Origin of the sequence: Novosphingobium naphthalenivorans NBRC 102051, assembly GCF_001590985.1 — a bacterium.
In the GTDB taxonomy this organism is placed as follows: domain Bacteria; phylum Pseudomonadota; class Alphaproteobacteria; order Sphingomonadales; family Sphingomonadaceae; genus Novosphingobium; species Novosphingobium naphthalenivorans.
The window spans coordinates 1-12166 of the sequence record NZ_BCTX01000050.1; the positions used below are offsets into that span (position 1 = coordinate 1).

The 12166-nt window shown below is 62.2% G+C and carries 12 protein-coding genes; 9 read left to right on the forward strand and 3 right to left on the reverse strand.

Annotation, left to right across the window (positions count from 1 at the left end):
* A partial coding sequence (locus tag NN5_RS25235; protein ID WP_157081175.1) for an AAA family ATPase occupies positions 1–256 on the reverse strand: 256 nt, incomplete at its 3' end.
* Positions 257–381: 125 nt separating this feature from the next.
* On the opposite strand from NN5_RS25235, the gene NN5_RS16025 reads away from it, so the two are divergent.
* Both NN5_RS16025 and NN5_RS16030 read left to right on the forward strand, forming a co-directional pair.
* On the forward strand, positions 382–1800 hold the full coding sequence (locus NN5_RS16025) for a conjugal transfer protein TraH (protein ID WP_067735432.1): 1419 nt from the start codon (positions 382–384) through the stop codon (positions 1798–1800).
* A 14-nt stretch (positions 1801–1814) separates the two neighbouring features.
* On the forward strand, positions 1815–5540 hold the full coding sequence (locus NN5_RS16030; RefSeq protein WP_067735435.1) for a conjugal transfer protein TraG N-terminal domain-containing protein: 3726 nt from the start codon (positions 1815–1817) through the stop codon (positions 5538–5540).
* Positions 5541–5543: 3 nt separating this feature from the next.
* On the opposite strand, the gene NN5_RS16035 is transcribed toward NN5_RS16030, so the two are convergent.
* Positions 5544–5990, reverse strand: coding sequence for a hypothetical protein (locus tag NN5_RS16035; protein WP_067735438.1), 447 nt, complete (start codon positions 5988–5990; stop codon positions 5544–5546).
* Between the two features lie 116 nt (positions 5991–6106).
* Between NN5_RS16035 and NN5_RS16040 the strand changes: the two genes are divergently transcribed.
* Complete coding sequence (locus tag NN5_RS16040; RefSeq protein ID WP_067735441.1) at positions 6107–6742, forward strand: hypothetical protein; 636 nt, start codon at positions 6107–6109, stop codon at positions 6740–6742.
* 6 nt (positions 6743–6748) lie between these two features.
* A complete protein-coding gene (locus NN5_RS16045) occupies positions 6749–7309 on the forward strand; it encodes an RES family NAD+ phosphorylase (protein ID WP_067735444.1) in 561 nt (186 codons plus the stop codon).
* A gap of 80 nt (positions 7310–7389) precedes the next feature.
* Here NN5_RS16045 and NN5_RS16050 read toward each other — a convergent pair whose 3' ends face one another.
* Positions 7390–8298, reverse strand: coding sequence for an AraC family transcriptional regulator (locus NN5_RS16050; protein ID WP_067735447.1), 909 nt, complete (start codon positions 8296–8298; stop codon positions 7390–7392).
* A gap of 125 nt (positions 8299–8423) precedes the next feature.
* Between NN5_RS16050 and NN5_RS16055 the strand changes: the two genes are divergently transcribed.
* From NN5_RS16055 to NN5_RS16075, 5 genes are all read left to right on the forward strand, one after another.
* Complete coding sequence (locus NN5_RS16055) at positions 8424–9377, forward strand: SDR family NAD(P)-dependent oxidoreductase (RefSeq protein WP_067735450.1); 954 nt, start codon at positions 8424–8426, stop codon at positions 9375–9377.
* A 200-nt stretch (positions 9378–9577) separates the two neighbouring features.
* Positions 9578–9892 (forward strand): type II toxin-antitoxin system Phd/YefM family antitoxin, encoded by a 315-nt coding sequence (locus NN5_RS16060; RefSeq protein WP_245656544.1) that lies wholly within the window; start codon positions 9578–9580, stop codon positions 9890–9892.
* On the forward strand, positions 9889–10422 hold the full coding sequence (locus NN5_RS16065; RefSeq protein ID WP_084384985.1) for a type II toxin-antitoxin system VapC family toxin: 534 nt from the start codon (positions 9889–9891) through the stop codon (positions 10420–10422). The genes NN5_RS16060 and NN5_RS16065 overlap by 4 nt, the downstream gene beginning before the upstream one ends.
* A gap of 1 nt (position 10423) precedes the next feature.
* The gene (locus tag NN5_RS16070; RefSeq protein ID WP_067735453.1) at positions 10424–11338 is read left to right on the forward strand and encodes a HEPN domain-containing protein; all 915 of its coding nucleotides are present in this window, start codon (positions 10424–10426) and stop codon (positions 11336–11338) included.
* Positions 11339–11622: 284 nt separating this feature from the next.
* Positions 11623–12147 carry a hypothetical protein gene (locus NN5_RS16075; protein ID WP_067735456.1) on the forward strand — a complete coding sequence of 175 codons (525 nt, stop codon included), beginning with the start codon at positions 11623–11625 and terminating at the stop codon, positions 12145–12147.
* The last annotated feature ends 19 nt before the right edge of the window (positions 12148–12166 follow it).

The window sequence follows — 12166 nt, forward strand, 5'->3', positions numbered from 1 at the left end:
TCTGGAAGAGGCCGGGCAAGCGATGGACCTCGTCGAGAACGACCAGCTTGTCTTGGTGGCTCGTGAGATACTGCTCGGCGTCGGCGATCTTCGCACGATCGGCTTCGGATTCCAGGTCGAGATACACAGATGGCCGCGTCGCAGCGATTTCCTGAGCCAGGGTGGTCTTGCCAACCTGTCGCGGCCCGAGCAGGGCGACAGCAGGCGTCTCGTCAAGCCTTGCGGCCAGTTCCGTCCTGATACGTCGTTTAATCATCCTCGTATATTCGGATCGCAACTCCGAATTTACAAGGATAATTATCACACCCCGTCATTCTTTCCGTGGCAAGCTCTGCTGGCGGGCGAGCTGTCGCGACCATTTCTGCGAAGAGGATTCCCGCCATGGTTCGACCCCGCCTGATTACCGCGTTGTGCGCCCTGCTCGCCTGCTGGTGCGCTGCTGCGCCGGCCCACGCCCAGAGCTGGGCGGAAAGCTGGTTCGACAATGTGACCTATACCTCGCCTGGCAGTTTCGAGGATCAGACCCGGGGCTACGTCACGGCAGGCGGTATGTCCGGACGGGTCGACGTCCATAACGACTATCTGATGTCGATCAGCCTTCCCAAGGTGCGCGCCGGCTGCGGCGGCATCGATATGTTTTTAGGCGGCATGAGTTTCCTCGACCCCGATTATCTCGTCCAGAAACTGGAGAGCATCCTTCAGGCGGCGCCCGCCGTGGCCTTTCAATATCTCCTCGAAACCTTGGACGAGAAGATGGGGAACATCATCTCGAAGATGGAAGCCGCCACCAATTTCCTGAACAGTATCCAGGTCAACGACTGCCGACTCGCCAACCGCATGGTCCAGATCGCCAAGGGCGACGACAATATGGGCGGGATCATCGAGGAGATGACGGGGTACAAGTCGGTCAAGGAGGGCTTTGCCAAGAGCTATCAACAAAGCCGCGAGAAGATCCAGGCGAACAACAACAACCCGACCGAGGATCTGAAGGATGTGCTCGCCAACTGCCCGGCGGAAGTCACGGACATCTTCCGTACCGGGTCGCTGCTATCCCACGCTGCCTCGCGCGTCGGCGCCGGCGACTGGGCGAGCGTGATGCGCGCCCGCGTGGGCGACGTCTATATGCGCTGGGATCCGGCCGATAAGGTTCCGTTGTTCACCGCCATCCCACAATGCCCCGCGCAGGACACCGAAAGCTCGCAGGATTTCCTGACCGGGCGCGTCCAGCGTCGATCGCTGAACATCCCGCCATCGGCGGCGGATTGCTCGCAGGATGGCGGCGGCCGCGGCGCGCTTATCCTTGCGCGTGAGCGCATGGAATCGATCGCCACCAAGATCAGGACGCGCGCCGCGCTCAGCACCGAGGAGCGCCAGTTCGTCGCCAACGTCCGGACGCTGCCGATCTACCGGATGCTCGAATGGGGCGTGCGGCAGGGCGTGGTCGACTCGGTTATCTCCGATACCGACGAGTTGGTCGCGCTGACGCTTGCCTATCAGATGCTCAACGACCTCACCCGCACGATCGATTTCACGGTGAGTAATGCCGAGCGGGGCGCGACCACGGCCGGTGCCGCCGATGGCAACAACGCCAATGTCTGCCAGACACGCATCCTCTCCAAGGGCATCGAGCAGCTGCGGGATCTGCGCGACGAGGTGCTGCGCCAGCGTGCGCAGATGCGGCAGAGCTATATGGCAGCGCTCTCGGCGGCGAACCTGTCGGCGAACTATGCGGGCCTCATCCGCGACCGCGACCGCGATGCTCGCGACGCCGCCGGCGCGGCGGCCGCGCGCAACCAGTAACGGGAGGCAAGTCCATGCGCCGCATCGCCAAACTGCTTGCCCTCCTCCCCGCGCTGCTCGCCGCTACGCCGGCGCTGGCCGTCGATACGAGTTTCCACACCTATGACGGTTTCGCCGAGACGGTGGAGGCGTTTCGGCTCGTCTCGATGATCTTCGCTGATCCCCGATATGAGACGCTGGTGCTGATCGTCGCGACGGTCGGGATCGGCCTTGGGGCGATAGTGGCGAGCGTGCGCGGCTCGGGAATGGGGCTGGTCGCATTCGGGTTCCAAATGCTGTTCGGCGTCGGGCTGTTCGTGGGGCTGATCGCCACCACGGGCACGGTCCATGTCTATGACCGAGTCCGCAACGCCTATCAGCCAGTCGGCGGCGTCCCCAATCTGCTTGTGCTGGTGGCGGGTGTGACCAACATGATCGAGCGGGCGCTGGTCGAGACCATCGACGACAATACCATTGACCCCGATGCGAAGATCGAGTTCGGCGCGGGTGGCCACAGCTTCGATCTCTTCCTCAACGCGGTTTCCCCGCGCGGCCCCATGACCGACACCTTCCTCGACGCGACCATCAAGGACTATGTCCGGCAATGTTATCCGGTGGCGCGCGTTTCAGCTGCCTATGGGATCGATGACGACAAGCTGTTCCGCACGGCAACGGACCTGCCGGGCGCCTTCGCGGCGATGGCCGGACCCGCCACTTTCTCGACCGTCTATACCGAGAGCGACAAGGGCGGCACGACGATGAGCTGCACCGATGCCTGGACGCATATCTCGGATCGCCTGTCCGACCCTGCCTTGTTCGACGGCTATACGCGGCAGATCTGCGCCCGCACCGGCTTCAACGTCGACGACGCGCAACAGATGAACCGATGCCGCCAGCAGTTGGGCGAGATGGGTCAGATGATGCTCGGTCAGCCGCTGTCCACTCAGGCGCTCCTGACCCACATCTTACTCGGCAATACGGTTGGTGACGTCCTGTTCGAGGATTCGCCGGCCAGCGCGGCGCGCGTCATGGCCAACCGGGCAGTGATCTCGAACGGTCTTGCGACCCTGTCGGTCGCCAATGAATGGATGCCAACGATCCGGGCGACGGTGTTCGGGATCATGCTATTCATGGTGCCTGTCGCGCTGCTGTTCATCCTGACGCCGATCAATCTCCGGGTCGCGAGCTTCGCGCTCGGCCTGTTCGTGTTCGTAGCTCTCTGGGGCGTTATTGACGCGGGCATCTATCAGCTCACGCTGGGCCGTGCCCATGCCGCGCTCGAGGAATTGCGATCGAACGCGCTCGCCGCCAATGCGTGGTTGCTAGCACCCTCGGCGGCGATGAAGGCGCTGGCGATCTTCGGCAGCTTCCGCACAGCGGCAGCCGGCCTGGCAGGCGCCTTCGTGTTCACCGTGTTCCGCTTCAGCGGCAATGTCTTCACCTCTTTCACCTCGGGCGCGCTTGGTGTCGCCGGCCAGGGCACGGCGGCGGCCGCTCCGATGGCGACGACCGAGGGACAAGCCTCGGCACTCGAAGCCCAGGCCTCCGCGCTCGGCACGCGGGCGCGGGCAGCCGCATCCTCCAGCTTCGGGGATTTCGGCGAGAGATCGACATTTGGGGCCAACCGAGCGTTCGGCCAGGCAGATCACATCCTGGGCGAGCGTCCAGGCACATCCGGCGGCACCGCTTTCGCTCTCGGCGGCCTTCAGGGCGCCGAGGAACTGGGAAGGCTCGCCCCCGCCCTCAACGGGCGCGATCTGGCGGATCCACAGGTCGCGCGGGCAGTCCGGGCGAATGCTGCGACGACAGCTATTCACCAGTTCGCCGAAAAGGATGCGCTTCGCACGCTCGGCACCACCTATTTCGGGGAAGGTCAGACCGGTGAAAAGGCGTTCGCCGCTTTCGCGCAGAATCTCGTCCAGTGGCGCGCCTTCGGCGATCAACGGGCTTACGGGATGATGATGCAGGCGGCGACCCGGCACTTCGAGCGTGGCGGCTATTCCGCTAAGGATGCTGAACTCAAGGCGTCCGGGATCATTGCCGAGGCACAGTCCGATCCCACCTTCGCGAAGCTGATCGCCAATACCTTCGACCAGGAGCGCTTGCTCGAGAACGATCTCACCGCGGCGCAGACCCAGGTCGGCGCGATGGAAGGCCGACGCGATTATGCCGGCGACAATGTCGCCGGGGTGGAGCGGTCCAATGTCGCGACCGAACAGGCTTGGCGTTCTGGCAGTAACCAGGGCCAACGCGAGGCCGCCGCGATGCTTGGCCTCCCCGTGGACGAGACATCCCGCCGCATCGGTTTCATCAACGCGCTCTCCGGCGAAGCGCGAAGCACCGCGATCACCCAGCTCGCGCGCGCGACCGGGCGGAACGAGGGTCAGGTCGAGCGCGCGCTGGAGCGCTATAATGCCGCGGTTAGTGTCGGCACGGCTGATGGTGCGACCGCTGAGGCGGCGCGCGAGGGAACCAGCGTCTATGGCCGCACGCTAGAGGCGGCTGGCTATGATTTCGCGGAACGCTCGGGCAAGCTCGATGCGCAGCGCGAAGTCGGTACCAGCGGCACGCGCGATGCGGCCCGGATCGGCGAGCAGCGGCGGCAATCGGAGAATTTCGGCTTTGCCGAAGGCGCCGCTGCGGCCGGTGTCTCGACGCGCGAGGCAGCGCGTCTCGACAGCTTCATCCAGGCGCTGAGCCGCACGGCCGGCAATCAGGTGGACATGGCCGAAGGCGGCGCGGAAGGCATCGCCGATCGCGCGCGGAACGAGCGTCTGACCCGCATCGTCGACAATGAGCGTCTGACCCGAATGCAGGGGCTGCTCGCCGAAAACGGCGTTACCCTGACCAAGCGACAGATCGCCATGGACCAGAATGGTGATCTCAGCCTCAACCTGACGCCCCAGACCGCCGCTGCGATGTATAAGGCTGGTCTCATCAACGAGAGCCAGCTCGGCGCAATCGCCAATGGCGGGCGGGCACGGTTCAGCTTCGCTGATAATGACCTGCTGGTGTCGAGCGGGACCGACTTCAGCCGTTCAGCGCGCAACGATACCAGCACGCGGTTCGAGGCGGGTAAGCAGGCCGGCCCCGATACGATCGAGCATTTCATGGGCGGTGGTGAGGAAGGCCGTGCCGCGATGGAGAATTGGCTGCGCGGTGGCTTCGAGATGGACCGCAAAGGGAATTGGCGGCTCAAGCCTCAAGTTGCCGACACGCTCCAGCGCGACGTGCAGGCGATCATGACGCAGACTGGTTGGACCCGATCTATTTCGCGGAGCGCAATGCATCAGGTATCACAAGGGACGATAGTCGGTGGCCAGATCGAAGGCGGGGCCTCGCGCGGAGGACGCGGTTCTGGAGCGAAGGACGGGAATTCGACGTCTTCGGGGTATAGTGGGCGAGCTTCTGTGCAGGTCGGCGCAAGCAGTAGCGATACGGGCACAGGCTCGATCGACGCAATGGCAACGATGGACATCGTAAACTATGACGTGCGCGAAGCTATCGCCAATGCGGAACGTGCATCCACAAAATCTGCGGCTCCTGAGAAGGCCTTCTCCCTCGAATTGAGCCGACAAATCCTCGGCTCTCAAGGTCTAAGAAACCGATATCTAACCCAATCCTCATCTGGCCGAGGCGTAGGAGATTGGTCTGCTCCGCTAACAGGTATAGAGCAGCGCAGCATTCTCGATACGGGCCGCTTCTCTGATGATTTGGATCATAGCTCTCGAGACGGCGACGCTGAATTTAAGAAAAGATAGCCATCAGTTGTGACGGTGCCTGACAATATAGGCCGGATTTGCGGGATTCAGAGGCGAACGGATGTCGGTCGGATCGGACATATACGACATCGGAATAGGGCGATGGAAGCCGATACCGTCGCCACTATAGAGTTCATCAGTATGATCACCGTCGGCACTTTCGTCCGTATAGCCGGGGTCCCAAGGGAAAACCACTTGCTGCCGCCAAACCCAAAGTGCACGGATAGCGACGTACCAGAAGAGCGCGAATGGATGAAAGATCAGCGTGAGAACCAACGCAAAGGTTCCGTCGGGAGGAACGAGGGTCTTGGGAGCGAAAAGGGCGACGAGCCAAGTCGTCACCGCCATCAGCCACCAGAGCTTTGCATACCAAGGCTTCCACAGCCAGGCCGAGAGACCGGGCCAGGGTGCTTTGTTTGCGGCATCTTTGGTTTCGATGGTCTGCTCCATCGCGAAATCCTTTCGATAGCCATATAGCAGTTCGGATCGCGATTGTCACGGCGGAATGGCGATCAGCGCTTGTCCTTTTTGTCGCTATTGGCATATTGGAGACAGAAAGGACACCGATGGCAACCAACGCTTCTCTCGTTCCGGCGCGTCGGAAAACAGGCGGTCGCAGCACGAGCCTGACGAACGATACGCTGCGGCGCAAGGCGCTCGAAAAGCTGACGCTCGCCATCGTCAAGGCGGTCGAGTCCGCGAGCGATGATACGCTGGCCGATATCGTGGGCACGTCTGATCTTCGCCATGCGCTGGCCATCGCGCCGCGCGACATCGCCCCAGAATCGCCCGCCGATCTCGAAGCGATCATGGCAGCGCGCGAGAAGACGGTCCGCTTCCGCGAGGACATGGCCGCCCGCGCGGGCGGCATGCTCGATCGCGCCGACGTCGCAGCGATGTTTGGGGTCACGCCAGCCGCGATCGACAAGCAACGCCAGCGCCGGCAAATCCTGGGGGTCCCCTATGGAGCCGAGATGCGCTATCCCGCCGCGCAGTTCGTCGACGGCGAGGTGCTACAGGGTCTCAAGGCTGTGCTGGAGGCCTTCGATGACATGAATCCTTGGGAGCAGCTGATGATGCTCACCACACCGCTCGAAGGGTTCGGTGCGCAACCCGAGACGATCTTGCAAACGCTGACCAGACGGCCGGAGCCGAGGGTGTTGAAGCAGCTTGCAGCGCTCGCGGCGAGCTGGGCAGCCTGATCATCCGTGCCGACCGTTCGACTGAGACGGATCGATGCCGGCGTTCGCCTTTATCGCATCCACCGTACCGGCCATGACCCGATCTACTTCGGACCAGATGGCGAGACGCCGCTGTCCCGTTATGACTCGCCCGATGGCAGCTACAAGGTTTTGTATGCCGCCCGGACTCTCGAAACAGCCTTCGGCGAAACCCTCGTTCGCGCGCCCGCGACTCCGCACGTTCTTTCGACGATGGTAGAGGCGCGGGTGCGCAGCGAACTGGTAACGACAAGGCCGCTCCGACTCTATCCACTCCTCGACGCCGGCGTCTCGGCGCACGGACTGTCCTTCACGGACCTTCATGGGATCGACTATGTCCGAAGCTGGGCGGTTTGCGCCGAGATCCACGCCACGACTGCCGCAGATGGCATCCTCTATACCTCCCGGTTCGACAACCGGCGCTGCGTCGCCCTGTTTGATCGTGCGGCCGCGGCGATCGAAGCCGGCCCGGTGAGCAGGGTCTCAATATCGCCGTCCGAAGCTGCGGCCCTGGCAGGCCATTTCGGCAAAATTTATGTCGAGCCTTAGGGCGGGATAACGAGGGTATCGCGAAGCGGGGCACGCCGGAACCGGAAGAGATGAGGAAATCATTCGAAATTGCTAGTGCGCTACACAGCCAAACGCCGATGTTGCATTGGCGTGCATCCCACCGACCGGCGAAATGCGGCGCTGAAAGCCGCTTCGGATTCATAGCCGACAGAGAACCCGATGCTCGCCACGCTCTCATCGGTGTGCCGCAAGCGATCGGCGGCAAGGCGCATCCGCCATCCGGTGAGGTAGCCAAGCGGCGTCTGCCCGACGACATCTCGAAACCGCCCTGCGAAAACAGTCCGGGACATGCCAGCGAACCCGGCCAGTTCGGCGAGTGTCCACCGCCGGGCTGGCTCCCCGTGCATAGCCCCCAGGACGCGCGCAAGGCGCGGATCGGCCAGCGCCCCCAGCCAACCAGTATGTTTCTCCTTGTCCGAGGCCAGCCAGAGCCGGATTACCTGGAGAAGCATGATCTGTGCGAGATGGTCCGCCATCAGTGTGCCGCCGGGCAACCCTTGTTTCAATTCCGTCGCCAATTGTTCCAGCGACCAGCGTAGCACCGCCGCCTGGTTCGAAGCGTAACGGACATGGACGATGGCCGGCAAGGCGTTGAACAGCAGCTCGGCATGTCTGCCATCGAAGAAAAAGCGGCCACCGATCAGGAGGAAATCTCCACCACCATTGCAGGTCGCGACACAATTCAACGCTTGGTCGTAGATTGTCGCGGATTCGATCGCGGGGAGCGTTCTGTCGGTCGTAAAAAGGAATGGGCGCCCGCGCGTCAGCAGGAAGCAGTCACCCGCCTCAATACGCAACGGCTCGGACTCGCCATCGACCTGCACCCAGCACGCGCCCCGCAAGACAGCGTTGAACTTGATACCCTCATGGGCTGGAAAGCGGATCGCCCACTCTCCCCCCGCATCGAGGCCCGCGCTGATTATGCTTCGGGACCTCAACAGGGAAAGCACATCGGACAACGGGTCCATATCACAACAATCCGAACTAGCGCGATAGATTGGCGAACTCTGGCGCATGGATCGTTCGATTGCCATCGCTAACTCTACCCCAGGCAGGATCAGCGATCTGGCCTGCCTGTTATTGGAGAACGATCATGACTGATTATCAAAACCCCCTCGGCTCGGGTTTTGATGCCCGATCGACCGCCTCGGAAGTTCTTGCGGGGCTGGATCTGAAGGGAAAGCGCGCCATTGTCACGGGCGGTCACTCCGGCCTTGGTCTGGAGACGACGAAGGCCCTTGCCGAAGCGGGCGTTGATGTGCTCGTCGCCGCGCGGAAACCGGACGTGGCGAAGATCGCGACGCGAGACATTCCTGGCGTGGAAATCGACACGCTTGACCTGTCGGACCTTGCCAGTGTGCATTCCTTCGCTGCCCGTGCGCTGGCATCGGGGCGGCATGTCGACATGCTCATCAATAACGCCGGCATCATGGCCTGTCCCGAAACACGAGTCGGGCCGGGTTGGGAAGCGCAATTCGCGACCAATCATCTCGGGCATTTCGTGCTGACCAATCTGCTCTGGCCGTTGCTCGACGGAGGCGCCCGGGTCGTCGCGCTCTCGTCGGCCGCGCATCATCTGTCCGCCATCCGATGGGACGATGTGCAATTCGAGCACGGCTATGACAAGTGGTTTGCCTACGGCCAATCCAAGACCGCTGACGCCCTCTTCGCGGTTCATCTCGACCGCCTCGCCCACGATCGCGGCGTTCGGGCATTTTCTGTCAGTCCGGGCAAGATTCTTACGCCGCTGCAGCGTTACATGACCAGGAGCGAGATGGTGGCGCAAGGCTGGATCGACGAGGCGGGAGTGTCGATCGATCCAACCTTCAAAACGCCGGAACAGGGAGCAGCAACGCAGGTCTGGGCGGCAACCTCGCCTCAGCTTGACGGGCTCGGGGGTCTCTACTGCAAGGATTGCGACGTCGCGATACGCGCGGAAGATGCTGATGCGCCGTTTGTCGGGGTCAAAGCCTATGCAGCCGATGGAAAGGAAGCCGAGAAGCTTTGGCGGCTATCGGTTGAACTCACCAATATCAACGCATTTTGATGATGCTCCCCGGCTGGCGCGTTTGGTTCGATGGTTCTCCAACTAGCCGAAATGATCATGGAAATCGGTGGACCGCGCGCGGTGCATAGATCAGCACGTCCCCGGTCATTTCGCGCTCCTACCACGATCGGTGAGAAAACAGATGCCGGCCTCGATCGCTTGTTGAATTGCACCGGCCAATAGGCCATAATATAGTCACGATGACCAGTTATGAGGCGGAAATGGCCGCGCGCAAAGCACCCTCGATCAACCCGGATCCTCGCCGCCGCTGGCGGTTGCAGGATGCGAAGGCCCGCTTCAGCGAGGTGGTGCGCCTGGCCCAGGAGGACGGCCCCCAGAGGGTAACACTCCACGGGCGAGACGCCGTCATCATCGTTTCGGCTGAAGCCTGGGACAGGGACCACCGGGATCGGACCGGGCGGCGGCTCGTAGAAGCGCTCGCGACCTCACCACTCAGCGACCTCGATCTCGACCGCGCTACCACCGTCGGGCAGGTGCGCGAGGTGGAGCTTTGAACGGTTTCCTGCTCGATACCAACGTGGTTTCCGATCTTCGCAAGCCCCGCCCCGATCCCGGCGTTGTCGCTTTCGTCAGCAGCCAGCAGGAAAGCGACCTGTTCCTGTCCGATGTCGTGTTCGCGGAAATCCGCTTTGGGATCGAGCAACTCGACGATGTCGAGCGCCGGACCTCGATCACCACATGGCTCGATCATAATTTGCGTCCGCTGTTTGTCGGGCGGACGTTGAGCATAACCGAAGATACCCTGCTCAGATGGCGGCTGAAAATCGAGGGCGGCCGCAAGAAGGGCCACACGTTCGGGCAGCCGGATCTGTTCGTCGCCGTGCTAGCCGAGGAAAGCGACATGGTCGCGGTGACGCGCGACGTCACGCATTTCGTCGCGGCGGGCGTCGCAACCTTGAACCCCTGGGAGGGACGTTTTCACGCAGCTTCCGGCTTGGACCATGTGGTCGATGATCTGAAAGCCCCTGACCTGCTCGACCGGCTTACCGTCCTTAACCGAACGAGGCGGCGGAGATCGAAGTAACATGCGCACCGAACTCGACCATCTCCCAGCGGCAAAGCAGCGCGAGCTGGACCGCGTCATCCAAATCCTGTTCGAGGAGTTCGAGGACGCCCATGGCAAGCCGAACGGCCAGCGCAAGCTGGGCCGCATTCTCAAGGTGATCCTCTACGGTTCCTACGCGCGTGGCGGTTGGGTCGATGAACCGCATACGGCGAAGGGATATCAATCCGATTTCGATCTGCTGGTGATCGTCAACCAGAAGGAACTGACGGACCGGGTGGATTATTGGGAGCGAGCCGAGGAACGGCTCACCCGCGAACGCGCGATCACGAGGTCGCTCAAGACGCCCGTCAACTTCATCGTCCACAGCCTCCAGGAGGTGAATGACGGGCTGGCGCATGGCCGATATTTCTTCATGGATGTCGCCCGCGACGGCATCGCGCTCTATCAGGCGGACGAAGAGGACCTGCTCGCCCCCAAGCCCAAGACGCCGCAGGAGGCGTTCGACATGGCGCAGGAATATTATGACTACTGGTTCTCGCTGGCGGTCGATTCCCAAAAGGTATTCCATTTCTGCCTTTCACAGAAATCCTACCGTCACGCCGCGTTCAATTTACATCAAGCGTGCGAGCAACTCTATCACTGTGTCTTGCTCGTCAGAACCTTCTACACGCCCCACGTTCACAATCTGAACTTTCTGCGGACGCAGGCCGAGCGGCTTTCGATCCGGCTGGTCTCGGCCTGGCCACGCGAGAGCAAGAAGGACCGCGCCCGGTTCGAGAAGCTCAAGGACGCCTATGTGAAGGCTCGCTATTCCAAGCATTACCGCATCACCGAGCAGGAGCTTCGGTGGCTCGGAGAGCGCGTCGAGGAACTGGGCACGATCGTCAACGACATCTGCACCGCGAGACTGGCCGAGTTGAAGGCGACGCTCTGAACCGGTCGCATTTTCGATCTGTCGCCGCGGGGCATCACATCCTCCATCAATGCTATGGGACGCCAGAGCTGGTCGATCGGCTCACCAAAGCGCCACAGCGCGATGGCCGCCGATCGTCGCAGCTGTGACACGGCCGGCCGCCAGCATTTCGAGTCCCAACGATTAATCCCTACTCAATTAGTAGATATTCTATGCGGGCAATCGCGGGTGAATTCGATATGTGAGATGAGGCCGCTGGCGACTCTGGAAGATCCTTTGCGATGCGGCGCTTCAGGACGTACGCAATGGACTTTGTCGCAATCGATTTCGAGGCAAGCTGCCTTCCCCGACACGGCAGATCCTTTCCAATCGAGGTCGCTATCAGCGGACCGGAAGGGACCAGAAGCTGGCTGATCCGGCCGCATGCAAGCTGGCGCGACTGGGACTGGACGGAGGAGGCAACGCGGCGGCACTGCATCAGCGCGGACGAACTGGACCGCAAGGGCGTCTCACCACGCCAGGTCGTGCAAGAGATCACCAAGGCAGTTTGCGGCCGCAGATTATTCGCTGACAGCACCATCGATGCGATCTGGTGGGCGACACTGCACGCGGACGCCGGGATCGATCCATTGGCCCCGATCGAGCACGCGAGTCTGCTTGTCGATGCACTTGGCGCCGGCAGCGGCGAGATCGCGGCAGCAAAGAAGGTCGCCGACTGTCGCTGCCCGGGCCGTCATCGCGCGGGGCCGGATGCTGCCTGGCTGTGGCAGCTACTCTCCGAACTGGAACGGATCGTCCTCGCCCGCAGCGAGCTACGGCGGGCAGCGTGATGCAGCACGATTTCCTCAC